A 24959-nucleotide genomic window follows, 5' to 3' on the forward strand; every position below is an offset into this window, starting at 1 on the left:
GATGTCGACATTGTTCTCCTTAAACCGTAGCGACGTCGCAAATCGGATTGGCAGGATGCCCCGCAAAACCCACGTCCATGGTGTTGGATGGCGTGGTGTCCGACACTCGCCGCAGCCGGACGATAGCGGCCCGGCAGCAAACCATCTGGGACGTCCTGGCCGACTTTGGTTCCTTGAGTTCATGGGTCGAGGGCGTCGACCACTCCTGCGTCTTGAACCACGGTCCCGACGGCGGAGCTCTAGGCAGCACCCGCCGCGTGCAGGTCGGCCGCAACACGCTGGTGGAGCGTGTCATCGAGTTCGACCCACCCACGACACTGGCCTACCGCATCGAGGGCCTGCCCGCCCGGCTGCGCAAAGTCACCAACCGCTGGACACTACGGCCGGCCGATCCTGTAGGCGCGGTGACGGTGGTCACCTTGACCAGCACGATCGAAATCGGCGGCAACCCGCTGGCGCGTCTGGCCGAACTTGTCGTCGGCCGCGCCATGGCCAAGCGGTCCAACACGATGCTCGCCGGGCTGGCACAACGATTGGAGGACAAACATGGCTAACCGTCCCGACATCATCATCGTGATGACCGACGAGGAACGTGCGGTGCCGCCGTACGAGTCGGCCGAGGTGCTCGCCTGGCGTCAACGCAGCTTGACCGGCCGCCGTTGGTTCGACGAGCACGGGATCAGTTTCACTCGGCACTACACCGGTTCGCTGGCGTGCGTGCCCAGCCGCCCGACGATTTTCACCGGCCAATATCCGGATCTGCACGGCGTCACCCAGACCGACGGCATCGGCAAGCGATTCGATGATTCGCGGCTGCGCTGGCTACGGGCCGGCGAGGTGCCGACGTTGGGTAACTGGTTTCGCGCGGCCGGGTATGACACTCACTACGACGGCAAGTGGCACATCTCGCACGCCGATCTGGAAGACCCCGCGACCGGTGCACCACTGGCCACCAACGACAACGAGGGCGTCGTCGACTCGGCCGCGGTGCGGCGTTACCTCGACGCCGACCCGCTCGGGCCATACGGCTTCTCCGGGTGGGTGGGCCCCGAGCCCCATGGGGCGGGGTTGGCCAACAGCGGTTTTCGTCGCGACCCGCTGGTCGCCGATCGTGTCGTCGCGTGGCTGACCGAGCGCTACGCCCGGCGGCGCGCCGGTGACACCGCCGCGATGCGCCCGTTCTTGCTGGTGGCCAGCTTCGTCAACCCGCACGACATCGTGCTGTTCCCGGCATGGGTGTGGCGCAGCCCGCTAAAGCCCTCCCCACTGGACCCGCCACACGTACCGGCGGCGCCGACCGCCGACGAGGACCTGTCGACCAAGCCGGCCGCGCAGGTCGCCTACCGGGAGGCGTACTACTCCGGATACGGCCTAACGCGTATGGTCAGCCGCAACTATGCCCGCAACGCGCAGCGCTACCGGGACCTCTACTACCGCCTGCACGCCGAGGTCGACGGGCCGATCGACCGGGTGCGCCGCGCGGTCACCGAGGGCGGATCCGAGGATGCCATGCTGGTGCGCACCTCCGACCATGGCGATCTGCTCGGGGCGCATGGCGGACTGCACCAGAAGTGGTTCAACCTCTATGACGAGGCAACCAGGGTGCCGTTCGTCATTGCCCGCATCGGCGAGAAGGCAACCCAACCGCGCACGGTCTCGGCGCCCACCTCGCATGTCGACTTGGTGCCGACGCTGCTTAGCGCGGCCGGCGTGGACGTAGACGTGGTGGCCGCGGCCCTGGCCGAATCGTTCTCCGAGGTGCATCCGCTGCCCGGTCGTGACCTGATGCCGGTCGTGGACGGGGCTTCGGCCGACGAGGGTCGGGCCATCTACCTGATGACGCGTGACAACGTGCTCGAAGGCGACACCGGCGCGTCCCTGCTGTCGCGGCAACTGGGCCGTATCGTGAATCCGCCTGCACCGCTGCGCATCAAGGTGCCCGCCCACGTCGCCGCCAACTTCGAGGGATTAGTCGTACGGGTCGATGACACCGACGCCGCCGGTGGTGCCGGGCACCTGTGGAAACTGGTGCGTACCTTCGACGACCCGGCCACCTGGACCGAACCCGGTGTGCGTCACCTGGCCACCAACGGCATGGGCGGCGACGCCTATCGCACCGATCCACTGGACGACCAGTGGGAGCTCTACGACCTGACCGCCGATCCCATCGAGGCATACAACCGGTGGACCGACCCACAACTGCACGAGCTGCGACAGCATCTGCGGATGCTGCTCAAACAGCAACGTGCGGTATCGGTACCGGAACGCAACCAACCGTGGCCGTATGCTCATCGACTGCCGCCGAGCGGGGCATCCAACGGTTTGGTGCGGCGAGTGTTGGGAAGGTTCGTGCGCTAATTGCAGAAGCTGCTATTCACCATCGGGTTGGCCCTGTTCCTGATCGGCCTGCTTACCGGATTGGTCATCCCGGCACTGAAGAACCCGCGCATGGCGCTGTCGAGCCACCTCGAGGGGGTCCTCAACGGGATGTTCCTCGTCGTGCTCGGCCTGCTCTGGCCGCACATCGATCTGCCCGAGGCATGGCAGGTTATCGCGGTGGCGCTGATCGTTTACTCCGCCTACGCCAACTGGCTGGCGACCCTGCTCGCGGCGGCCTGGGGAGCGGGCCGTAAATTCGCGCCCATCGCGACCGGCGACCACAAAGCCCCGGCCGCCAAGGAGGGATTCGTCAGCTTTCTGTTGTTGTCCCTCTCGGTGGCCATCGTGATCGGCGTGGTCATCGTCATCATTGGCCTCTGACGGCGACCCGTCCAACTACGCCAGCCGCGCTAGCTCGGCCTGAAGCTTGTCCAGATATCGAAGCGTCGGGTCGCGAGGCTCGGTCGGCAGCTCCAGCAAAACCCGCTCCACCCCTAGATGCCGGTATCCCTCAAGGTCTTTAGCCGCCGCTTCACCCCACTGGCACACGGTCACCGGCACGTCGCCCCCGGCCATGGCGCGCAACCGCTGAAGCGGACCCGACAGCCGCTGCGGTGATGGACTGATCGCGATCCACCCGGCATTGAGCCGGGCTATCCGCGGGAAGTTCGCCGGTCCCCCGCCCACATACAGCGGAGGATAGGGCTTTGTCACCGGCTTCGGCCAGCAGTAGATCGGATCGAAGTCCACATATGTCCCATGGAATTCCGCCTGCTCCTGCGTCCAGATCTCGATTATCGCGCGCAACCGCTCATCGATCACACGTCCGCGCACCGCAGGGTCCACACCATGGTTGGCGACTTCTTAGCGCAACCAGCCCACACCCACGCCGAAGCGAAACCGTCCCTGCGACACCAGATCCAGCGAGGCGACCTCCTTGGCCGTGACGATCGGATCGCGTTCCGGGATCAGCGCGATGCCGGTGCCTAACACCAGTGACTGGGTGGTAGCTGCCGCGGCCGCCAACGCCACAAAGGGATCCAGGGTGCGGTAATACTTCTCCGGAATTGGGCCACCGCCCGGGTAGGGGCTCTGCGTGTTGACGGGAATATGGGTGTGCTCGGCGAGGAACAGCGACTCAAACCCGCGGTGCTCGAGTGCCGCACCCAGCTCCGCCGGGCCGATTCCCTCGTCGGTGACGAACGTCAGGACACCGAATTGCATGCTTGCTCCCATCGTCTTGTGGCTGCAAGATCTGCACGACGATACGGCCGGCCGCGAGTTAGGCCAGTCCCGCATCGACCAGCAGACGTGACAGCCCGAGTTCGGCGCACTTCGTGGCTACCGGCGCCAGTTCGTTTCGCGCATCGGATTCCCGTCCGGTGGCGGCAAGCGTTTCGATATGAAGTATTTGCGCCTGCAGCGCCGCCAGCGGTCTGCGCGTACCGTCGATGGCGGCGGCGAGAGCACCGGCCCGTTGGCAGGCTTGGTCACGATCGGCGGAGTCGCCGGCGGACAACAGGCGCACCGCGGAGTCCTCGTCGAGTTCGGCTGTCATGGTGGCGATTCCATTGTCGCGGGGGATGGTGCGGGGTGCCAGCAAATCGGCGGCCACCGCCGCAGGTAGCGCGATGCCCAGCCGGATCCGCTCGTTGTTGATTCGGGCAGCCAGGCGCGGCAGCCCCAGCTGGACGGCAGTATCGCCTCCGGTGGACAGGCGATCAGCCGCACCCTCATGATCCCCCTGGGCCGCCTTGACCCGCGCGCCGATCACGTACCTGGCGGCCAGGTAGTCCACTGCACCCCCCTCGGAACCCAGCAGATAGCTCTCGTCCATGAGACGACCAGCCCCGGCCAGATCGCCGGTCTCGTAGAGCAATTCGGCGAGCAGCGAACCCGCAAGCCGCGCCGCGTGCGAGTGGGCCCCCACTGCCGTGCCGACCTCGAACGCCGTTCGGAAGTTCTGTAGCGCAGCGACAATGTCGAGCCGATTCCTGGCCGCCATGCCGCGCAAGCACTGCGCATAAACGGTGCCGAACGGTCCCATCATTTCCTGGTAGGGCGCGGCCCAGTCCAGCAGTGGATATACCTCGGCGAACTCGAAGCGGCAGATCGCGGCCAACGCCGCGGTGTTGCCGGCGGTCCCGGGGACTCGCGGGGGCAGGGTGTCCGGTCTCGACATTGCCTCGGCGAGAAGGTCATCCACGCGCTCGACCCGGTCTGCGAACACCTCGGCGACCGCCCGCAACACGTCTGCCTCGGCCCGCAGATCCGCCTGCGTCGCCTCGGGAAGCTCGGCCCGGCCAAGGGCCGTTTCGAAACGATTCAGGGCACCGGTGGCCGGCGCCGGCCGTTGCAGCAGAATGTTCGCCCACGCGATGGCGAGTTGGAGCCGGGCCCGTGAAACCACCATCGACGTCGGCAGTTTCTGCACGATTGCCAGAAGTGTGGTCATCTTTGACTGCTCCGGCAGGTTCGTTTCATCCTGCTCGACAAGATCGACGGCGCGCGCGGGATCGCCCGCGGCCAGTGCATGGTCGACGGCTTCGTGCAGGTAGCCGTTCTCGGCGAACCAGGCCGATGCCCTGCGGTGCAGTTCCGCCACCCGGTGCGACCCGCCACGTTCGAGGCGACGGTGGAGAAAGTCGGCGAACATTTGGTGGAAGCGAAACCAATTCGGGTCGTCTTCGGTCCGTTGCAGGAACAAGCCGCGGTGCTCGGCCTCTTCCAGCATCGCCCGCCCATTGGTGATCCCGGCCAGCGCCGAGGCCAGCCCGCCGCACGTGCGTTCGGTGACCGATGCCACCAGTAGGAATTCGCGCAGTTCGGGTTCCAGGGTGTCCAGCACGTTTTCGCTCAGGAATTCGTGGATCACGTCACTGGCGCCGGAAAGTCCGCGCAGGAGTTGGGTCGCGTCGCCCCCGCCGCGCAGCGACAGCGCGGCCAGCCGCAGCGCCGCGGCCCACCCGTCGGTAGAGGTAGTCAGCGCCTGCACGTCTGCGCGCGGCAATCGCAGACCACCAGCATCGTTCAGCAGCGCGGCGGCCTCGTCGGTATCGAAGCGCAAAGCAGCCGAATCGATCTCGGCTAGTTCGTCGCCGATCCGCAACCTGCCCACCGGCAAACCGGCGCGAGACCAGCTGGTCACGATGAGCTGCAGGTGGTGACATCCGTTGTCCAGCAGGAAACCCAGGGCAGCTTGGGTGCGGCTGTCGGACACCCGATGCCAGTCGTCGATCACCACCGCGATCCGGTCGTCGTTTTCGTGGATTTCGTCGATCAGCGAAGTCAACACGTAGCGGCCGGCGTCATCCCCATGCTCTTCGAGCACGTGCCCCAACGACTCGGCCAGCGTGGGCCGGACCCGCCGGATCGACTCGAGCAGGTGCGACAAGAACCACACCTCGTTGTTGTCGTCGTTGTCGATTGTCAGCCAGGCGACCGCGGCGCCGTCGCGCGAGAGCTCTTCCCGCCATTGCGCCGCCAGGGTGCTTTTGCCGAATCCCGAGGGCGCGTGGATGAGGATCAGCCGGCGCCGTCCGCCGGCGCGCAGGATGTCGGTGAGCCGGCTGCGGGTGACCAGCGAGCCGGTGGGCACCGACGGCCGGTACTTGGTCGCGGGTGTCGGAGGCGTCGGGACCGTCGGGGTGCCGCCGCCGGTATGCCGATGCGCCGCGTGCGCCTCGGGCGAGCGTCGGCGTTCCACGCCCAGCTCGACGGGGAGGGGCATCTCGTCGACGCTGACGCCGTTGCGGCGCTGAACGTCGCGAAGCTCCTCGCCAACGTCTGCCGCGGTCGCGGGACGATCCGCCGGATGGCGGGCCATCGCCCGTTCGATGGCGGCGGCCACGTCCGCGGGCAGTCCCTGCTTCCGCAGGTCGGGGATCGGCTGCGAGGTGATCCGCAGGAACTGGGCGATCACCCGCTCACCGCTGCGGCGCTCGTAGGCGGCATGGCCGGTCAGCGCACAGAACAACGTCGCGCCCAGGGAGTACACGTCAGAGGCGGGCGTCGGCGATGCTCCTTCGAGAACTTCCGGCGCGGTGAAAGCCGGGGAACCGGCAATCACCCCGGTCGCCGTCTCGAAACCCCCGGCGATTCTGGCGATTCCGAAATCGGTCAGCTGCGGTTCCCCGTAGTCGGTCAGCAGGATATTCCCCGGCTTCACGTCACGGTGCAGGGTGCCGACGCGATGCGCGGCTTCCAGCGCTCCCGCGAGCTTGACGCCGATCGACAGCGTCTCGCGCCAGTCCAGCGGCCCGTGCCGGCGAATCAGCGTCTCCAACGAATTCTTGGCGTGGTAGGGCATCACGATGAAGGGCCGCCCACCCGCCAACACGCCCACCTGCAAGACGGTCACGATGTGCGGGTGCCCGGAAAGGCGGCCCATGGCCCGCTGCTCGCGCAGGAAGCGCTCGAGATTGTCCCGATCCAGGTCGGTGCTCAATACCTTGACGGCGACGGCGCGGTCCAGCGAGGGCTGGACGCAGCGGTAGACGACGCCGAATCCGCCGCGCCCGATCTCCTCGACATTGTCGAATCCAGCCTCAAGCAGTTCCGCGGGAATATTCGGGACCAGGTCCCGCCGCGTCGCGTGCGGATCAACGTCGGTCATCGACGGTCACTATCCTCGGCCGGGAGGGTATCACCACCAGTTTCATCGCCGGTGACCCCACACTATCGCCAAGCCGCGGCGTCGCGGCTCGATACCCACCGCACGCAAAAGCTCCGTTCCCAGACCAACGGAGGGAAGGACCGGCACCAGTTGACATACGAGCAGTTCGCTCGTATGTTGACGCTGATGGGGCCGAGCGATCTGTGGACGGTGGAACGCGCGGCGCGCCATTGGGGCGTGAGCGCGTCGCGCGCTCGCGCTATCCTGTCGAGCCGCCACATTCACCGGGTCAGCGGCTACCCCGCGCAGGCGATCAAGGCGGTCACCCTGCGCCAGGGTGCGCGCACCGACCTCAAAACCGCCAACCATCTCGTGCCGGCCGCACAAGCGTTCACCATGGCCGAGACGGGTGCCGCGATCGGAGAGACCGAAGATGAGCGGGCACGACTGCGCATTTTCTTCGAGTTCCTCCGCGGCGCCGATGAGACCGGGACATCCGCGCTCGATCTCATCGTTGACGAGCCCGCGCTGATCGGTGAGCACCGGTTCGATGCTTTGTTGGCCGCGGCTGCGGAATACATTTCGGCGCGCTGGGGCCGGCCTGGACCCTTGTGGTCGGTGAGTATCGAACGGTTTCTGGACACGGCCTGGTGGGTCAGCGACCTCCCGTCGGCACGAGCGTTTGCCGCCGTGTGGACGCCGGCGCCGTTCCGGCGCCGCGGCATTTACCTAGATCGCCACGACCTCACGAGCGATGGAGTGTGTGTCATGCCCGAACCGGTGTTCAACCGAACCGAGCTCCAGCGGGCGTTCACTGCCCTGGCGGCCAAGCTGGAACGCAGAGGCGTTGTCGGTCAGGTGCACGTTGTCGGCGGGGCGGCGATGCTACTCGCCTACAACTCCCGTGTCACCACTCGCGATATCGACGCGTTGTTCTCAACTGACGGGCCTATGCTCGAAGCGATTCGTGAGGTCGCTGACGAAATGGGTTGGCCGCGAACGTGGCTCAACAATCAGGCCAGCGGTTACGTCTCCCGCACACCAGGTGAAGGCGCCCCCGTTTTCGATCACCCATTCCTGCATGTCGTAGCCACACCCGCGCAGCACCTTCTCGCGATGAAAGTCGTTGCGGCACGCGGCGTGCGTGACGGCGAAGACATTCGCCTCCTGCTCGATCGGCTGCGAATCACCAGCGCGGCCGGCGTATGGGAGATTGTCGCACGCTACTTTCCCGCCGAAACCATCACCGACCGGTCGAGGCTCCTCGTCGAGGACCTCCTCAACCAATAGCAGACCACTAGCAGTGAAGCCGCGGCCGCCGCGCGCAGCACCCCAGTGTCATGGATTATCCATGATTCGGGCGTCCCCAATGCGAACCGCTTCTGTCAGTCGGGGCTGGGGTTTCACCACCCGTTTCACCGACCGCTGACCCCACCATAGGCTCGATACTGCCGGGGTGTCATCCCAAACCAGCGCCGGCACGACCGGTTGCGCGCGCTCTGCTCGGAATAGCCGAGCAGCACCGCGATTTGGCTCAGATACAACCCCGGTTGGGCGAGGTACCTTGCCGCTTGCGCACGGCGTTCGCGCTCGATGAGGTCATGGCACCGGAGGCCCTCGGCAGCCAAGCGCCGCTGCAGCGTTCGTGGGTGCATGTCGAGTTGGTCGGCGATGGCCTCGGCGCTGCATTGGCCGGTCGGCAGCAGGCGGCGGGCCAACCCGACGACCCGCTCGGAGAGCGTGGCATCGCTCGGAAGGTATTGGGATTCCAAATATTTCGTGGCGATGCGCTTGGTTTCCGGATCCGCATGGTCGATGGGCCTACCGGCGAGCCGGTGGTCCACCTCGAACCCGCACCATGTCCGGCCGAACCGAACGGTACAACCCAACGCTTCGCGGTAGGCGGCGTCGGTGCCCAGTTGCGCATGTCGGAACGAGAAAACGCGCGCCCGCGCCTGCGGTCCGCCCAGCAGGCGGATCATCCGGGCGGCGTTGGCCATGCTCAGCTCGTATCCCTGCAGCGGATAGGGAATCCCCGGTTCGGTCACCTCATAGCCGAACCGGACGTTGGACCGTGCGGTAGTTGATGAAACCGTCAGCGTCAGGGCGGGCGAATGGACGTAGAGGTAGCGACCGATCGCCTCCAGCCCGCCGAACAAGGTGGCAGCGTTGCGCGCGATCACCGCTACCGGGCCGAGAATGCCCAGGCCCTGCCAGCGTGCAAGGCGTAGTCCGAAGTCCGGGCAATCGAGCTCGGCGGCGCTGGCCTCCAGCATGCGCACGAACCCGGCCAGCGACATGAACGCGTCCTCTTGGTGTTCGATGCCCGGCGGGATGTCGAAGCGCCGCAGAAACGGCAGCGGGTCCGCGCCGAGCTCGCGCATCAGGTCGGTGTACCCCCACAGGTTGGTGGCGCGGATGAGGCTGCCCAGCTCCATCACCTCCTGTCGGAAAATGATAAAAGGCTGTCGCAAAGTGTCAATACGTGGCGGGGGTCCTCCACCATGCTGGAGCCATGAACCAGCATTTCGACGTCCTGATCATCGGCGCCGGCCTATCCGGCATCGGGACGGCCTGTCACGTGACGGCCGAGTTCCCCGACAAGACAATCGCCCTCCTGGAACGACGGGAGCGCCTGGGCGGCACCTGGGACTTGTTCCGCTACCCGGGAGTTCGTTCGGACTCCGACATGTTCACCTTCGGCTACAAGTTCCGCCCGTGGCGCCACGTGAAGGTGCTCGCCGACGGCGCGTCGATCCGGCAGTACATCGCCGACACCGCCACGGAGTTCGGCGTCGACGAGAAGATTCACTACGGCCTGAAGGTCAACACCGCCGAGTGGTCGAGCCGGCAGTGCCGTTGGACCGTCGCGGGCGTGCACGAGGCGACCGGCGAAACCCGGACCTACACCTGCGATTACCTCATCAGCTGCACCGGCTACTACAACTACGACGCGGGTTATCTGCCGGACTTCCCCGGCGTGCACCGGTTCGGCGGCCGGTGCGTGCACCCGCAGCACTGGCCCGAAGACCTCGATTATTCCGGCAAGAAGGTCGTCGTCATCGGCAGCGGCGCAACGGCGGTCACTTTGGTTCCGGCGATGGCCGGCTCCAACCCCGGCAGTGCCGCGCACGTGACGATGCTGCAGCGATCCCCGTCGTACATCTTCTCGCTGCCGGCGGTCGACAAGATCTCCGAAGTCCTGGGCCGCTTCCTGCCGGATCGCTGGGTCTACGAGTTTGGCCGCAGGCGCAACATCGCCATCCAGCGAAAGCTCTACCAGGCCTGCCGGCGCTGGCCCAAGCTGATGCGGCGATTGCTGCTGTGGGAGGTACGACGCCGCCTCGGCCGCTCCGTGGACATGAGCAACTTCACCCCGAACTACCTGCCGTGGGACGAGCGGTTGTGCGCCGTGCCCAACGGCGATCTGTTTAAGACGCTGGCCTCGGGCGCGGCGTCGGTGGTGACCGATCAGATCGAGACCTTCACCGAGAAGGGCATCCTGTGCAAGTCCGGCCGGGAGATCGAGGCCGACATCATCGTCACCGCGACCGGTCTGAACATCCAGATGCTGGGCGGGATGCGACTCATCGTGGACGGCGCCGAATACCAGCTGCCGGAGAAGATGACCTATAAGGGTGTGCTGCTGGAAAACGCCCCCAATCTGGCCTGGATCATCGGCTACACCAACGCGTCATGGACCCTGAAGTCCGACATCGCCGGCGCCTACCTGTGCCGGCTGCTGCGGCACATGGCCGACAACGGCTACACGGTGGCAACGCCGCGCGATGCGCAGGACTGCGCGCTGGACGTTGGCATGTTCGACCAGCTGAACTCCGGCTATGTGAAGCGCGGCCAGGACATCATGCCGCGCCAGGGCTCCAAGCATCCGTGGAGGGTGCTCATGCACTACGAGAAGGACGCCAAGATCCTGCTCGAAGACCCCATCGATGACGGCGTGCTGCACTTCGCCGCAGCGGCCCAAGACCACGCGGCGGCCTGAGCATCATGAACCTGCGCAAAAACGTCATCCGGTCCGTATTACGTGGTGCCCGGCCACTGTTCGCTTCCCGCCGGCTGGGTATTGCCGGCCGTCGAGTCCTGCTGGCGACGCTGACGGCCGGCGCGCGCGCCCCCAAGGGCACCCGCTTTCAGCGCGTCAGCATCGCCGGTGTCCCGGTCCAGCGGGTGCAACCCCCCCATGCGGCAACCAGCGGGACGCTGATCTACCTGCACGGCGGTGCCTACGCCCTGGGCAGCGCCCGGGGCTACCGCGGCCTGGCCGCCCAGCTCGCGGCGGCGGCCGGAATGACGGCGCTGGTCCCCGACTACACCCGCGCACCGCACGCCCACTATCCAGTGGCCCTCGAAGAGATGGCTGCGGTGTACACCCGCTTGCTCGACGACGGGCTCGACCCGAAAACGACCGTCATCGCCGGTGATTCGGCTGGCGGAGGGTTGACCCTGGCGCTGGCCATGGCGCTGCGCGATCGCGGCATCCAGGCCCCGGCCGCACTCGGCCTGATCTGCCCGTGGGCCGATCTCGCCGTCGACATCGAAGCGACGCGACCGGCGCTGCGCGATCCGCTCATTCTTCCGTCGATGTGCACCGAATGGGCGCCGCGCTACGTAGGGTCCTCCGATCCGCGGCTGCCCGGTATCTCCCCGGTCTACGGCGACATGAGCGGCCTGCCGCCCATCGTCATGCAGACCGCGGGCGACGATCCGATCTGCGTCGACGCGGACAAGATCGAAACCGCCTGCGCCGCTTCGAAAACAAGCATCGAGCATCGCCGGTTCGCGGGCATGTGGCACGACTTCCATCTGCAGGTCAGTCTGCTCCCCGAAGCCCGCGACGCGATCGCCGACCTCGGGGCAAGGCTGCGCGGCCACCTCCACCAATCGCAGGGACAACCACGGGGAGTAGTCAAATGAGCTCATTCGAAGGCAAGGTCGCCGTCATCACCGGGGCCGGCTCGGGCATCGGCAGAGCGTTGGCACTCAACCTCTCCGAGAAGCGCGCAAAGCTTGCCCTTTCCGATGTCGACACCGACGGGCTGGCCAAAACCGTGCGCCTGGCTCAAGCGCTCGGCGCGCAGGTGAAGTCGGACCGGCTCGACGTCGCCGAACGCGAGGCGGTGCTGGCCCACGCCGACGCCGTCGTCGCACATTTCGGCACCGTGCACCAGGTCTACAACAACGCCGGCATCGCGTACAACGGCAACGTCGACAAGTCGGAGTTCAAGGACATCGAGCGCATCATCGACGTCGACTTCTGGGGCGTCGTCAACGGCACCAAAGCCTTTCTGCCGCACGTGATTGCCTCCGGCGACGGACACATCGTCAACATCTCCAGCCTGTTCGGGCTGATCGCGGTGCCCGGGCAAAGCGCCTACAACGCGGCCAAGTTCGCGGTGCGCGGCTTCACCGAGGCGCTGCGCCAGGAGATGCTGGTCGCCAGGCATCCGGTCAAGGTGACGTGCGTGCATCCCGGCGGCATCAAAACCGCCGTCGCGCGCAACGCCACCGTGGCCGACGGCGAGGACCAGCAGACGTTCGCGGAGTTCTTCGACCGCCGGCTGGCGCTGCATTCGCCGGAGATGGCCGCCAAAACCATCGTCAACGGAGTCGCCAAGGGCCAGGCCCGCGTCGTGGTCGGCCTGGAGGCCAAAGCCGTCGATGTGCTCGCGCGCATCATGGGCTCGTCGTATCAGCGGCTGGTTGCCGCCGGCGTCGCCAAGTTCTTCCCCTGGGCCAAGTAGGCCCATAGAGTTCTAGAAAGGGACACCACGATGAAAACCACCGCGGCGGTACTGTTCGAGGCGGGCAAACCGTTCGAGCTGATGGAGCTCGATCTCGACGGGCCGGGTCCGGGCGAGGTGTTGGTCAAATACACCGCCGCCGGGCTGTGCCATTCCGACCTGCACCTCACCGATGGTGATTTACCACCGCGGTTCCCGATCGTGGGCGGCCACGAAGGGTCCGGGGTCATCGAGGAGGTGGGTGCCGGCGTCACCAGGGTCAAGCCCGGAGACCACGTGGTGTGCAGCTTCATCCCGAACTGCGGGACTTGCCGCTACTGCTGCACCGGCCGGCAGAACCTGTGCGACATGGGGGCCACCATCCTGGAGGGCTGCATGCCGGACGGCAGTTTCCGATTCCATTCCCAGGGAACAGATTTCGGCGCCATGTGCATGCTGGGCACGTTCGCCGAGCGGGCCACCGTCTCGCAGCATTCGGTGGTGAAGGTGGACGACTGGCTGCCACTGGAAACCGCGGTGCTGGTGGGCTGCGGCGTGCCGTCCGGTTGGGGCACCGCGGTCAATGCCGGAAACCTGCGGGCCGGCGACACCGCCGTCATCTACGGCGTCGGCGGCCTGGGCATCAACGCGGTCCAGGGCGCGACCGCCGCCGGCTGTAAGTACGTCGTGGTGGTGGACCCGGTGGCTTTCAAGCGCGAGACCGCGCTCAAGTTCGGCGCCACCCATGCCTTCGCCGACGCCGCCAGCGCGGCGGCCAAGGTCGACGAACTCACCTGGGGGCAGGGCGCCGACGCGGCGCTGATCCTGGTGGGCACCGTCGACGACGAGGTGGTCTCGGCCGCGACCGCGGTGATCGGCAAGGGCGGCACCGTCGTCATCACCGGGCTGGCGGACCCGGCCAAACTCACCGTGCACGTCTCCGGAACCGATTTGACGCTGCACGAGAAAACGATCAAGGGCTCGCTGTTCGGTTCCTGCAATCCGCAATACGACATCGTGCGGCTGCTGCGCCTCTACGACGCCGGCCAGCTGATGCTGGACGAACTCGTGACCACCACCTACAACCTCGAACAGGTGAACCAGGGCTACCAGGATCTGCGGGACGGCAAGAACATTCGGGGCGTGATCGTGCACTGACCAGCTTCCACCAACCACGAATCCAGAGAGGACGATGATGCGCAGGCTCAACGGCGTTGACGCGCTGATGCTGTATCTCGACGGCGGCAGCGCCTACAACCACACCCTCAAGATCAGCGTGCTCGACCCGTCGACCGACCCGGACGGCTGGTCGTGGCCGAAGGCGCGGCAGATGTTCGAGGAGCGCGCCCACCTGCTTCCGGTCTTCCGGCTGCGGTACCTGCCCACACCGCTGGGCCTGCATCACCCGATCTGGGTCGAGGATCCCGAATTCGACCTCGACGCGCACGTGCGCCGGGTCGTCTGTCCCGCCCCGGGCGGGATGGCGGAATTCTGCGCGCTCGTCGAGCAGATCTACGCCCACCCGCTGGATCGCGACCGCCCGCTGTGGCAGACCTGGGTGGTCGAGGGCCTCGACGGCGGCCGCGTCGCCCTGGTCACGCTGCTGCACCACGCCTACTCCGACGGCGTCGGCGTGCTGGACATGCTCGCCGTGTTCTACAACGACACGCCTGACGAGGCCCCCGTGGTTGCGCCCCCGTGGGAGCCGCCGCCGCTGCCGTCCACCCGGCAACGCCTCGGTTGGGCCCTGCGGGACCTGCCCTCCAGGCTCGGCAAGATCGCGCCGACCGTGCGGGCCGTTCGTGATCGGGTGCGCATCGAACGGGAGTTCGCCAAAGACGGCGACCGGCGCGTCCCGCCCACGTTCGACCGCTCCGCACCGCCGGGCCCGTTTCAGCGCGGGCTGTCGCGCAGCCGGCGGTTCTCCTGCGAATCGTTCCCGCTCGCCGAGGTTCGCGAGGTGAGCAAGACGCTGGGCGTCACCATCAACGACGTCTTTTTGGCGTGTGTGGCCGGTGCCGTTCGTCGCTATCTGGAGCGTTGCGGCTCCCCTCCCACCGACGCGATGGTGGCCACGATGCCGCTCGCGGTCACCCCGGCGGCCGAGCGCGCCCACCCCGGCAACTACTCGTCGGTCGACTACGTCTGGCTACGCGCCGACATCGCCGACCCGCTCGAGCGGCTACACGCGACCCACCTCGCCGCCGAGGCCACCAAGCAGCACTTCGCCCAGACCAAGGACGCCGACGTCGGCGCGGTGGTCGAGCTGCTGCCGGAACGCCTCATCTCGGGCCTGGCGCGTGCCAACGCGCGCACCAAGGGCCGCTTCGACACCTTCAAGAACGTGGTCGTGTCCAACGTGCCGGGGCCGCGTGAGCCGCGGTATCTCGGCCGCTGGCGCGTCGACCAGTGGTTTTCCACCGGGCAGATCTCCCACGGCGCCACGCTCAACATGACCGTCTGGAGCTATTGCGACCAGTTCAACCTGTGCGTAATGGCCGACGCAGTCGCGGTTCGGAACACCTGGGAATTGGTCGGCGGCTTCCGCGCCTCGCACGAGGAGCTGCTCGCGGCGGCCCGTGCCCAAGCCACGCCCAAGGAGATGGCCACATGACCCGCATCAATCCGATCGATCTGTCCTTCCTGCTGCTGGAGCGGGCCAACCGGCCCAACCACATGGCCGCCTACACGATCTTCGAAAAGCCGAAAGGACAGAAATCGTCGTTCGGGCCGCGCCTGTTCGATGCCTACCGGCACAGCCAGGCGGCCAAGCCCTTCAATCACAAGCTGAAATGGCTGGGCACAGATGTTGCGGCGTGGGAAACCGTCGAGCCCGACATGGGCTATCACATTCGACACCTCGCCCTGCCCGCACCGGGTTCCATGCAGCAGTTCCACGAAACGGTCTCGTTCCTCAACACCGGCCTGCTCGATAGGGGCCACCCGATGTGGGAGTGCTACATCATCGACGGCATCGAGCGCGGCCGGATCGCGATCCTGCTCAAGGTGCACCACGCGCTCATCGACGGTGAAGGCGGCCTGCGCGCGATGCGCAACTTCCTCTCCGATTCACCGGACGACACGACGCTGGCCGGTCCCTGGATGTCGGCGCAGGGCGCCGACCGGCCACGGCGCACCCCCGCCACGGTGTCGCGCAGGGCGCAACTGCAAGGACAACTGCAAGGAATGATCAAGGGGCTGACCAAGCTGCCGAGCGGCCTGTTCGGCGTCAGCGCGGACGCGGCGGACCTTGGTGCGCAGGCACTGAGCCTCAAGGCGCGCAAGGCGTCCCTGCCCTTCACGGCGCGACGCACTCTGTTCAACAACACGGCGAAATCGGCGGCGCGCGCGTACGGGAACGTCGAGTTGCCGCTCGCCGACGTCAAGGCCCTGGCCAAGGCGACCGGCACCTCGGTCAACGACGTGGTGATGACGGTCATCGACGACGCGCTGCACCACTACCTCGCCGAACACCAGGCGTCCACCGACCGGCCGCTGGTGGCGTTCATGCCGATGTCGCTGCGTGAGAAGTCGGGCGAGGGCGGTGGCAACCGGGTGAGCGCCGAACTGGTCCCGATGGGTGCACCCAAGGCGAGTCCCGTTGAGCGCCTTAAGGAAATCAACGCGGCGACCACACGCGCGAAGGACAAAGGGCGCGGCATGCAAACGACGTCCCGCCAGGCCTACGCGCTGCTACTGCTCGGCAGCCTGACGGTGGCGGACGCCCTGCCCCTGCTCGGCAAGTTGCCGAGCGCGAATGTGGTGATATCAAACATGAAGGGGCCCACCGAGCAGCTCTACCTTGCCGGTGCGCCGCTGGTGGCGTTCAGTGGCCTGCCCATCGTGCCGCCGGGCGCCGGGCTTAACGTCACCTTCGCCAGCATCAACACCGCGCTGTGCATCGCCATCGGCGCGGCACCGGAAGCCGTGCACGAACCCTCCCGGCTGGCCGAACTCATGCAACGGGCATTCACCGAGCTCCAAACCGAAGCCGGCACAACGAGTCCCACAACATCGAAGTCGAGAACCCCATGAAGAACATTGGCTGGATGCTCAGACAACGCGCGACCGTCTCGCCGCGGCTGCAAGCCTACGTCGAGCCGTCCACCGACGTCCGGATGACCTACGCGCAGATGAACGCGCTGGCGAACCGGTGCGCCGACGTGCTCACCGCGCTGGGGATCGCCAAGGGCGACCGCGTGGCATTGCTGATGCCCAACAGCGTCGAGTTCTGTTGCCTGTTCTATGGCGCGGCCAAGCTCGGCGCGGTAGCGGTCCCTATCAACACCCGCCTCGCCGCACCCGAGGTGAGTTTCATCCTGTCCGACAGCGGCAGCAAGGTGGTGATCTACGGTGCGCCGTCGGCGCCGGTGATCGACGCCATCAGGGCGCAGGCCGACCCTCCGGGCACGGTCACCGACTGGATAGGCGCCGACTCGTTGGCCGAACGCCTGAGGTCGGCGGCCGCAGACGAGCCGGCGGTCGAATGCGGCGGCGATGACAACTTGTTCATCATGTACACCTCGGGCACCACCGGACATCCCAAGGGAGTGGTGCATACCCACGAATCGGTGCATTCGGCGGCCAGTTCCTGGGCCTCGACGATCGACGTGCGCTACCGCGACCGCCTGCTGCTACCGCTGCCGATGTTCCACGTGGCGGCGTTGACGACGGTCATCTTCAGCGCCATGCGCGGCGTCACGCTGATCTCGATGCCGCAGTTCGATGCGACGAAGGTGTGGTCACTGATCGTCGAGGAGCGGGTCTGTATCGGTGGCGCCGTGCCGGCGATCCTCAACTTCATGCGCCAGGTGCCCGAGTTCGCCGAACTCGACGCGCCCGACTTCCGCTACTTCATCACCGGTGGCGCGCCCATGCCGGAGGCCCTGATCAAGATCTATGCCGCCAAGAACATCGAGGTCGTGCAGGGTTACGCGCTCACCGAATCCTGTGGCGGCGGCACCCTGCTGCTCAGCGAAGACGCGCTGCGCAAAGCCGGCTCGGCCGGACGCGCCACCATGTTCACCGACGTGGCCGTGCGCGGTGACGACGGCGTGATCCGCGAGCACGGCGAAGGCGAAGTCGTGATCAAGTCCGACATCCTGCTCAAGGAATACTGGAATCGCCCGGAGGCCACCCGCGACGCTTTCGACAACGGTTGGTTCCGGACCGGCGACATCGGCGAAATCGATGATGAGGGCTATCTTTACATCAAGGACCGGCTGAAGGACATGATCATTTCCGGCGGCGAGAACGTCTACCCGGCCGAGATCGAAAGTGTGATCATCGGCGTTCCCGGGGTCAGCGAGGTGGCGGTCATCGGCTTGCCCGACGAGAAGTGGGGCGAGATCGCCGCCGCCATCGTCGTTGCCGACCAGAACGAGGTCAGCGAGCAGCAGATCGTCGAGTACTGCGGAACCAGGCTCGCACGCTACAAGCTGCCCAAGAAGGTGATCTTCGCCGAGGCCATCCCCCGCAACCCGACCGGCAAGATCCTCAAAACGGTGCTGCGCGAACAGTATTCGGCGACGGTGCCGAAGTGATGCACGGCCCGAGCCGCTAGGACGGCGCGAGCCGCACGATGCCGGGAACGAGGTAGCGCGCAACGTACGCACGCAGCCCCTCGTCGTCATCGAGCGGGATCGGGCCCTCCGGCGCAGCGACCGGTAATCCGTTGCCGTTGAGTGTGTTTGAGTTGCCCGTTCATGCGGCGGCGCTCGTCGATCTCCTCTTGCACCAGGGCCTCGACCGCCAGCCGCGAGCCGGTGATCCGGTCGTAGCTTCGGGTCCAGCGGCCGCCGCGGCTTGTCGCCCCATGCGGTTTGGATCACCCGCCGCGTGCTGCGGCTGGTGTCCAGCCAGGCGATTGCCCGCGCTCGCACCCGCTCGGCGCGCGGGTTGTCGGCGACCCCGAAGATGACCTCGGCGACGATGTCGAGCGCGATCGGGCCGGCGCGGTCTCGGAAACGGACCTCCTCGCCCATTGGCCAGGTGGCGAGCGCCTTTCGGTCACGCGTTCCATGGCCCGCTCGTAGGACCTCAGCGCCTTTCCGCGGAAGGGCGGGCTGGCGTAGCGCCGGTCGGCGCGGTGCCTTCCATGCTGACCAGCGTGTGCTCGCCGAAGATCGCGTGGTGAGCCGGTCCATCGCCGGGGTCAGCTGAAGGACCGAGTTGCTCGCCGTGAAGACCCTCTTCACGTCTTCGGGATTGGGTCACGCACAGCGCGTCGACGGCTCCAGGCACGTTGAACAGGAAGCGATCAACCGAGTTTTGTGGTGCGCGCGTAAAACCGCTGGGGGCCAGCCAGTATTCGGCTCCAAATGCGATCGAGGATAGGCGCACCCGGGGCCTCCATCGGGACTCTTCGAACTACCACCGCTCACCTTGCAGTGCGACTACCAAGCCCGCCGACGTGTCTGCGGCGCAGTATTCTTCACGCACCTGGCCCGCGTACTCCCCGACCCAGCAAAGGAGTCCAGGAATGACATGGCAGATCGTGTTCGTCGTGATATGCGTGATCGTCGCCGGCGTCGCGGCATTGTTCTGGCGACTCCCCTCCGATGACACGACGCGCAGCCGGGCCAAAACAGTGACAATAGCCGCCGTGGCAGCGGCGGCCGTGTTCTTCTTCTTGGGCTGTTTCACCATCGTTGGCACCCGCCAGTTCGCGATTATGACCACCTTCGGCCGTCCCACCGGCGTAAGCCTGAACAACGGCTTCCACGGCAAGTGGCCCTGGCAGATGACCCATCCCATGGATGGTGCGGTGCAGATCGACAAGTACGTCAAGGAAGGCAACACCGATCAGCGCATCACGGTGCGGCTGGGCAATCAATCCACCGCGCTGGCAGACGTCAGCATCCGCTGGCAACTCAAGCAGGCCGCTGCCCCGGAACTGTTCCAGCAGTACAAGACCTTCGACAACGTGCGCGTCAACCTGATCGAGCGCAACCTCTCGGTGGCGCTCAACGAGGTGTTCGCCGGCTTCAACCCGCTGGACCCGCGAAACCTCGACGTGTCCCCGCTGCCTTCGCTGGCCAAGCGCGCCGCCGACATCCTGCGCCAGGACGTGGGCGGGCAGGTCGACATTTTCGATGTCAATGTGCCCACCATCCAGTACGACCAGAGCACCGAGGACAAGATCAACCAGCTCAACCAGCAGCGCGCGCAGACCTCGATCGCCCTGGAAGCACAGCGAACTGCCGAGGCCCAGGCCAAGGCCAACGAGATCCTGTCCCGCTCGATCAGCGACGACCCCAACGTGGTGGTGCAGAACTGCATTACGGCCGCGATCAACAAGGGAATCAGCCCGCTGGGTTGCTGGCCGGGAAGCTCAGCGCTACCCACCATCGCAGTGCCGGGACGGTAACCGCGAAGATTGACCCCATGCCGATCCCCTTTGCCGATGGGATGCTCAGCCGGCTGGGTCGCCGCGGGGCAGCGCTCGACCTGATCGAGGAGTTCGAGGACGAGTCCGGGGAGCCCCCCGCATCCCTGAGCCCCGCCGACCTGCTGGCCGCCGAACCGGCCCTGCTGCTGCAGAAGATGGAGAACCGCCTCGTCCGGCACCACCTAGCCAATCCGGACGTGTTGAGCGGCGAACAGCTGCGCAAGCTGCGCTACATCCTCAATTTCGCCAGGCTGGCCGACTTCGAACCGGGGGCCGCGGGGCCGGGCGGAAGCCGCGGTCGCGGGGACATCTCGGTGGGCGGCCAAGTCGCGCCTTGGCGGTCCCGGGTCGTCGACGCGTTGTACGCACCGCTGCGCGAGGAGCCCGATCCGGTCACGGCGCTGGAGGGCGCGAAAGACGTGCTGGCGACGCTGGTCGACGACCAGGACGATCAGCGTCGAGTGCTCATCGAGCGCCACGGCAGCGACTTCTCCGCGACGGAACTCGACGCCGAGGTCGGCTACAAGAAGCTGGTGACCGTCCTCGGCGGCGGCGGGGGCGCGGGCTTCGTCTACATCGGCGGCATGCAACGGCTGCTGGCGGCCGGCCAGGTGCCCGACTACATGATCGGCTCGTCGTTCGGGTCGATCATCGGCAGCCTGGTGGCCCGTGAACTGCCGGTGCCGATCGACGAGTACGCCGAGTGGGCCAAAACGGTGTCCTACCGCGCCATCCTGGGCCCGGAGCGGCGGCGCAGCCGCCACGGGTTGGCCGGAATGTTCACCCTGCGCTTCGACCAGTTCGCCCATACCCTGCTCAGCCGTGCGGACGGCGAACGGATGCGCATGTCGGATCTGGCAATCCCGTTCGATGTCGTCGTCGCCGGTGTGCGCAGGCAGCCTTATGCGGCGCTGCCGTCCAGGTTCCGCCATCGCGAGCGGTCTACACTGACGTTGCGGTCGCTGCCGTTTCTGCCGATCGGTATCGGCCCGTGGGTGGCGGCACGCATGTGGCAAGTCGCGGCCTTCATCGACTTGCGGGTGGTCAAGCCGATCGTCATCAGCGCCGACGGCGCGACACGCGACGTCAACGTCGTTGACGCGGCGTCTTTCTCGTCGGCCATCCCCGGTGTGCTGCACCACGAAACCAGCGACCCGCGGATGCTGCCAATCCTCGACGAGTTGTGCGCCGACCAGGACGTCGCGGCGATGGTCGACGGCGGCGCGGCCAGCAACGTCCCGGTCGAATTGGCGTGGGAGCGGGTCCGCGACGGGCGGCTCGGCACCCGCAACGCGTGTTATCTGGCGTTCGACTGCTTCCATCCGCACTGGGACCCCCGACATCTGTGGCTGGTACCGATCACCCAGGCGGTCCAGCTGCAGATGGTGCGCAACCTGCCCTACGCCGACCACCTCGTCCGATTCGAGCCGACGCTGTCGCCGGTGAACCTGGCGCCGTCCGCGGCGGCCATCGACCGGGCTTGCCGGTGGGGGCGCGACAGCGTCGAACCGGCGATTGCGGTGACATCGGCGCTGCTGGAGCCGACGTGGTGGGAAGGCGACAGGCCCCCCGCCGCCGAACCCAAGGAACGCACAAAGTCGGCGGCCTCGTCGATGAGCGCCGTGATGGCCGCGATTCAGGCGCCCACGGGCCGGTTTCGGCGATGGCGAAGCCGCCACCTGACCTAGCGACGGCTACAGGGAACGCGACCTCGGCGGTCGAAAGCAAACCAGGTGCACAAGTGCAACAACAACGATTCCGATCACCAACCCAGTCGCCGCGCACGCCGCGGTGCTGACCAACCAGGTCAGCGCGCCACCAGCAGACCCCACCAGGTGGTCATCTAGGTGGTGAACCAGGCGGTACGGGGCGTGCCAGCCGAGGTGGTCGCTGCCCACAAGCACTATGTGGCCGCCCACCCAGAGCATGGCTCCCATCCCGACCGCTGACAGCGCCGATAGCAGTTTGGGCATCCCCGCGACCAGGCCCCCGCCGATCCGCTGCCCGAATCGGGACGCGGTCTGGGTGAGGCGCAGGCCGACGTCGTCCATTTGGACGATGACGGCGACGACACCGTACACCGCGGCGGTGATGACGAGGGCGACGATGACGAGGACGATGAGGCGCGGCACGAATGGCTGGTCGGCCACCTCGTTGAGGGCGATCACCATGATCTCGGCGGATAGGATGAAGTCGGTCCGGATCGCCCCGGCCACCAGCTCGCGTTCGGCGACCTGCGGCGCGGCGTCGTGGCCACGGCCGCCGATGACGCCGCACACCTTTTCGGCGCCCTCGTAGCACAGATACGTGGCGCCCAACATCAGCAGCGGGGTCAACAGCCACGGCACGAGCTGGCTGAGCAGCAATGCACCGGGAAGGATGAGCAGCAGCTTGTTGCGCACCGACCCGATCGCGATGCGTTTGATGATCGGCAGCTCACGCTCAGCGGTGATCCGGTGGACGTATTGCGGCGTCACCGCCGTGTCGTCAATGACCACTCCCGCAGCCTTTGCCGTCGCACGACCGGCGGCGGCGCCGATGTCGTCAATCGAGGCGGCGGCCAGCCGTGCAAGAACCGCGACATGGTCCAGCAGTCCGAACAGACCGCCGCTCATCGCGACTCCGCCATCACGATCGAGGTTACCGTCTGCCGTCGTTGTCGCCAGCGGTGCCGTAGAGCCCGCCGGGTCGCAGCGCTCGCAGAGCCACCCGGCCCCCCGGGTCTTCAGCGGTGGCGGGCACGACCGCGACGCAATCGGCACCGGCATCCGCGTAGGCGCGGAGCCGGGCCGCCACTCGATCGGGGCTACCCAACGCACACACCCGGTCGAGCAGTTCGCTGGGGACAGCGACCGCCAGTTCGCGGCGAGTAGCCCGGGACCGCGCGCTACGGACCAGGCCGTCGAAACCCAGCGCGCTGAACATTTCGCCATAGCCGGGCGGGGCGAGGTACACCGCCAGCTGAGCTGCCAGCTGGGAGTGCGCGGCCGCACCGGGGTTGACGGCGACCGGCACCCACACCGTGAGGCGCGGCGCGGCACGGCCGGCCGCGGCGGCTGCGCTGTCGATCGCCGCACGAACCCGCCCGACACGGAACGGCGATGCCAGGTTGAGCACGACCTCATCGGCGTGCTGCGCGGCCAGGCGAATCATGCCAGGTCCAAACGCCCCCAACGCAATTCGCGTATCGGGCGCCGCACCGCGCAGCCGGAATCCGCGGCTGTTGACGTGACGGCCGCTGTATTCGACCCGCGCACCGGTAAATATCGACCGCAGGCATTCGATGGTTTCGCGCATGACCGGCACGTGGTGCGCCCAAGGTCGGCCATGCCAGCCGGCCACGATCGCCGGACTGGAAGCTCCCAGCGCGAGGTCAACCCGACAGCCGGTGAGAGAAGCGACCGAACTGACCCCTAGCGCCAGCCCCACCGGACCGCGAACGCCGACGGCTAGCGGTCCGACCTTCAGCGTCATGTTTGGCGTGCGGAGCCCGATCGAGGTCGCGAGCGCGAACGCATCGTAGGTCGCCATTTCGCCGATCCACAGCGCAGCGAAACCCGTGTCAGCGGCCGCGAGCGCGACATCGGTTGCCTCGTGGTCGGGGCGGTCAAGCCAGAACGGTAGGGCGACTTCGATATCGGTCATAGCATCGACACGTCGGCCGGCTGGTCGAGCAGGACACGCCCGGGCAGTTCGCGTGATGCCTCGTTGACCTGGAAATGGGCGGTAGCGGTGAATGCGTCGCGGAACCGGCGCTGCAGCGGTGCGTTGTCGTAGATGGCGGTGCCGCCCGCCAGATCATACATGCTGCGCACCACGTCGGCCGAGGTCCGTACCGCGTGCGTGGCCGCCAACCGCAGCCGGTTGCGCATCGTCACCGGTACCGCCTCGGCATCGTGGCTGACCTGCCAGGCCGCCTCGATTACCTCGTAGAACAGGGCGCGGGCGGCGCCCAGCGCCGACTCGGCGGTTGCCGCCGCGGCTTGGGTCGCCGAACGTTCCGCCAAGGTCCGAGTGGACCCAAGCCCTTTCTTGCCGCCGGCCAGCTCGACCAGATCGTCAATCGCGGCGCGCGCATTGCCCAACGCAGCCGCGCCAATCGACAACGCGAAAAATCCAAACACCGGAAAGCGATACAGCGGCCGGTCCACGATTGGTCCGTCAAACACCGAGAACACGCGATCAGCGGGCACGAAGACGTCGTCGGCAACGCAGTCGTGGCTGCCGGTGCCACGCAAACCCAATGTGTGCCAAGTGTCGAGGACCTGCAGCTCGTCCTTGTTCAGCGCGACGACCGACGGCACTTGCCGGTCGTCGACGAAGCAGCCGGCGAACATGATGTCCGCGTGGTTGATCCCGCTGCAAAACGGCCAGCGTCCGGACACCACGACACCGCCGTCGACGGACCGGGCCGTGCCACGTGGCGCCCACACCCCCGCCGCGACACCCCGCCCCCCGCCGAACATTTCCTCGCGGCTGCGCGCCGGCAGGTAGGCGACCAGCAGGGCACTGGTAATCGCGATCGACACACACCATCCCGCTGACGCGTCACCACGCGCCACCGCCTCGGCGCACCGCAGCGCCCGCCCGGGTGCCAGCTCCGGCGCCGCAACCTCACGCGGCATGGTGGCGCGCAGCAAGCCGGCCTCGCGCAGCCGGGTCACCAGCTCGTCTGGCAGCCGACGATCGCGCTCGATTTCCGCGGATCGCGCTCGGGCCCACCGCGCGATCTTCTCGGCGAGGATCTCGATCTCGGTTTCGCTTTGGTTCACGGGCGGCTCCTGATGACGGTGGCGGTTCAATGAAGTTACCACCCTTGGTTCAGTCATTGAAC

At 66.9% G+C, this 24959-nt stretch carries 18 protein-coding genes and 1 pseudogene; 13 read left to right on the plus strand and 6 right to left on the minus strand.

What is annotated here, in order from left to right:
• Positions 1 to 77 precede the first annotated feature (77 nt).
• From FF952_RS16230 to FF952_RS16240, 3 genes are read left to right on the plus strand one after another with little or no spacing between them, the layout of a single operon-like run.
• Positions 78 to 554, plus strand: a complete 477-nt coding sequence (locus tag FF952_RS16230; RefSeq protein WP_003416053.1) for an SRPBCC family protein — start codon at positions 78 to 80, stop codon at positions 552 to 554.
• Positions 547 to 2358 carry a sulfatase-like hydrolase/transferase gene (locus tag FF952_RS16235; RefSeq protein ID WP_003901535.1) on the plus strand — a complete coding sequence of 604 codons (1812 nt, stop codon included), beginning with the start codon at positions 547 to 549 and terminating at the stop codon, positions 2356 to 2358. Before FF952_RS16230 ends, FF952_RS16235 begins: the two co-directional genes overlap by 8 nt.
• Positions 2359 to 2760, plus strand: a complete 402-nt coding sequence (locus FF952_RS16240) for a styrene oxide isomerase (protein WP_003416059.1) — start codon at positions 2359 to 2361, stop codon at positions 2758 to 2760.
• A 15-nt stretch (positions 2761 to 2775) separates the two neighbouring features.
• Here FF952_RS16240 and FF952_RS16245 read toward each other — a convergent pair.
• Positions 2776 to 3603, minus strand: a pseudogene (locus FF952_RS16245) (LLM class F420-dependent oxidoreductase).
• A gap of 58 nt (positions 3604 to 3661) precedes the next feature.
• Entirely contained in the window at positions 3662 to 6994 is a 3333-nt protein-coding gene (pknK, locus tag FF952_RS16250; RefSeq protein ID WP_003899905.1) for a serine/threonine protein kinase PknK, read from the minus strand.
• A 51-nt stretch (positions 6995 to 7045) separates the two neighbouring features.
• Here pknK and FF952_RS16255 point away from each other — a divergent pair, with 51 nt between their 5' ends.
• Positions 7046 to 8284: a nucleotidyltransferase gene (locus FF952_RS16255; protein WP_003416066.1), complete on the plus strand. Its 1239-nt coding sequence runs from the start codon at positions 7046 to 7048 to the stop codon at positions 8282 to 8284.
• 125 nt (positions 8285 to 8409) lie between these two features.
• Here FF952_RS16255 and FF952_RS16260 read toward each other — a convergent pair whose 3' ends face one another.
• Complete coding sequence (locus tag FF952_RS16260; RefSeq protein WP_003904168.1) at positions 8410 to 9432, minus strand: AraC family transcriptional regulator; 1023 nt, start codon at positions 9430 to 9432, stop codon at positions 8410 to 8412.
• A 77-nt stretch (positions 9433 to 9509) separates the two neighbouring features.
• Between FF952_RS16260 and FF952_RS16265 the strand changes: the two genes are divergently transcribed.
• The 9 genes from FF952_RS16265 to FF952_RS16305 all read left to right on the plus strand — a co-directional run bounded on the left by FF952_RS16265 (position 9510) and on the right by FF952_RS16305 (position 21813).
• Entirely contained in the window at positions 9510 to 10997 is a 1488-nt protein-coding gene (locus tag FF952_RS16265; RefSeq protein WP_003904169.1) for a flavin-containing monooxygenase, read from the plus strand.
• A gap of 5 nt (positions 10998 to 11002) precedes the next feature.
• The gene (locus tag FF952_RS16270) at positions 11003 to 11929 is read left to right on the plus strand and encodes an alpha/beta hydrolase (RefSeq protein WP_003901538.1); all 927 of its coding nucleotides are present in this window, start codon (positions 11003 to 11005) and stop codon (positions 11927 to 11929) included.
• On the plus strand, positions 11926 to 12756 hold the full coding sequence (locus FF952_RS16275) for an SDR family NAD(P)-dependent oxidoreductase (RefSeq protein WP_003416074.1): 831 nt from the start codon (positions 11926 to 11928) through the stop codon (positions 12754 to 12756). Before FF952_RS16270 ends, FF952_RS16275 begins: the two co-directional genes overlap by 4 nt.
• Positions 12757 to 12786: 30 nt before the next feature.
• Positions 12787 to 13893 (plus strand): NDMA-dependent alcohol dehydrogenase, encoded by a 1107-nt coding sequence (locus tag FF952_RS16280; RefSeq protein WP_003416075.1) that lies wholly within the window; start codon positions 12787 to 12789, stop codon positions 13891 to 13893.
• A 37-nt stretch (positions 13894 to 13930) separates the two neighbouring features.
• Positions 13931 to 15349: a WS/DGAT/MGAT family O-acyltransferase gene (locus FF952_RS16285; RefSeq protein ID WP_003904170.1), complete on the plus strand. Its 1419-nt coding sequence runs from the start codon at positions 13931 to 13933 to the stop codon at positions 15347 to 15349.
• Positions 15346 to 16770 (plus strand): WS/DGAT/MGAT family O-acyltransferase, encoded by a 1425-nt coding sequence (locus tag FF952_RS16290; protein ID WP_003416079.1) that lies wholly within the window; start codon positions 15346 to 15348, stop codon positions 16768 to 16770. The genes FF952_RS16285 and FF952_RS16290 overlap by 4 nt, the downstream gene beginning before the upstream one ends.
• Positions 16767 to 18278 carry a long-chain-fatty-acid--CoA ligase FadD13 gene (gene fadD13 / locus FF952_RS16295; protein ID WP_003416081.1) on the plus strand — a complete coding sequence of 504 codons (1512 nt, stop codon included), beginning with the start codon at positions 16767 to 16769 and terminating at the stop codon, positions 18276 to 18278. The genes FF952_RS16290 and fadD13 overlap by 4 nt, the downstream gene beginning before the upstream one ends.
• Positions 18279 to 19216: 938 nt before the next feature.
• Positions 19217 to 20104, plus strand: a complete 888-nt coding sequence (locus FF952_RS16300) for an Rv3090 family protease (protein ID WP_003416086.1) — start codon at positions 19217 to 19219, stop codon at positions 20102 to 20104.
• Positions 20105 to 20121: 17 nt separating this feature from the next.
• Complete coding sequence (locus FF952_RS16305) at positions 20122 to 21813, plus strand: patatin-like phospholipase family protein (RefSeq protein ID WP_003900628.1); 1692 nt, start codon at positions 20122 to 20124, stop codon at positions 21811 to 21813.
• 6 nt (positions 21814 to 21819) lie between these two features.
• On the opposite strand, the gene FF952_RS16310 is transcribed toward FF952_RS16305, so the two are convergent.
• The 3 genes from FF952_RS16310 to FF952_RS16320 are packed head-to-tail and all read right to left on the minus strand — an operon-like array spanning position 21820 to position 24897.
• A complete protein-coding gene (locus FF952_RS16310; protein ID WP_003416091.1) occupies positions 21820 to 22740 on the minus strand; it encodes a DUF808 domain-containing protein in 921 nt (306 codons plus the stop codon).
• Positions 22741 to 22765: 25 nt separating this feature from the next.
• Complete coding sequence (locus FF952_RS16315) at positions 22766 to 23770, minus strand: LLM class F420-dependent oxidoreductase (RefSeq protein WP_003416094.1); 1005 nt, start codon at positions 23768 to 23770, stop codon at positions 22766 to 22768.
• Positions 23767 to 24897, minus strand: a complete 1131-nt coding sequence (locus FF952_RS16320; RefSeq protein WP_003416097.1) for an acyl-CoA dehydrogenase family protein — start codon at positions 24895 to 24897, stop codon at positions 23767 to 23769. Before FF952_RS16320 ends, FF952_RS16315 begins: the two co-directional genes overlap by 4 nt.
• Positions 24898 to 24959: the final 62 nt, after the last annotated feature.

The sequence above is a fragment of the Mycobacterium tuberculosis complex sp. N0072 genome (genome assembly GCF_030323725.1).
GTDB lineage: Bacteria > Actinomycetota > Actinomycetes > Mycobacteriales > Mycobacteriaceae > Mycobacterium > Mycobacterium tuberculosis.

Coding starts and splice junctions, on each gene's coding strand:
- FF952_RS16290 (WP_003416079.1), top strand. CDS start 15,346: ATGACCCGCATCAATCCGATCGATCTGTCCTTCCTGCTGCTGGAGCGG.
- FF952_RS16280 (WP_003416075.1), top strand. CDS start 12,787: ATGAAAACCACCGCGGCGGTACTGTTCGAGGCGGGCAAACCGTTCGAG.
- FF952_RS16310 (WP_003416091.1), bottom strand. CDS start 22,740: ATGAGCGGCGGTCTGTTCGGACTGCTGGACCATGTCGCGGTTCTTGCA.
- FF952_RS16270 (WP_003901538.1), top strand. CDS start 11,003: ATGAACCTGCGCAAAAACGTCATCCGGTCCGTATTACGTGGTGCCCGG.
- FF952_RS16305 (WP_003900628.1), top strand. CDS start 20,122: ATGCCGATCCCCTTTGCCGATGGGATGCTCAGCCGGCTGGGTCGCCGC.
- FF952_RS16260 (WP_003904168.1), bottom strand. CDS start 9,432: ATGGAGCTGGGCAGCCTCATCCGCGCCACCAACCTGTGGGGGTACACC.
- fadD13 (WP_003416081.1), top strand. CDS start 16,767: ATGAAGAACATTGGCTGGATGCTCAGACAACGCGCGACCGTCTCGCCG.
- FF952_RS16265 (WP_003904169.1), top strand. CDS start 9,510: ATGAACCAGCATTTCGACGTCCTGATCATCGGCGCCGGCCTATCCGGC.
- FF952_RS16235 (WP_003901535.1), top strand. CDS start 547: ATGGCTAACCGTCCCGACATCATCATCGTGATGACCGACGAGGAACGT.
- pknK (WP_003899905.1), bottom strand. CDS start 6,994: ATGACCGACGTTGATCCGCACGCGACGCGGCGGGACCTGGTCCCGAAT.
- FF952_RS16230 (WP_003416053.1), top strand. CDS start 78: ATGGTGTTGGATGGCGTGGTGTCCGACACTCGCCGCAGCCGGACGATA.
- FF952_RS16315 (WP_003416094.1), bottom strand. CDS start 23,770: ATGACCGATATCGAAGTCGCCCTACCGTTCTGGCTTGACCGCCCCGAC.
- FF952_RS16275 (WP_003416074.1), top strand. CDS start 11,926: ATGAGCTCATTCGAAGGCAAGGTCGCCGTCATCACCGGGGCCGGCTCG.
- FF952_RS16285 (WP_003904170.1), top strand. CDS start 13,931: ATGCGCAGGCTCAACGGCGTTGACGCGCTGATGCTGTATCTCGACGGC.
- FF952_RS16300 (WP_003416086.1), top strand. CDS start 19,217: ATGACATGGCAGATCGTGTTCGTCGTGATATGCGTGATCGTCGCCGGC.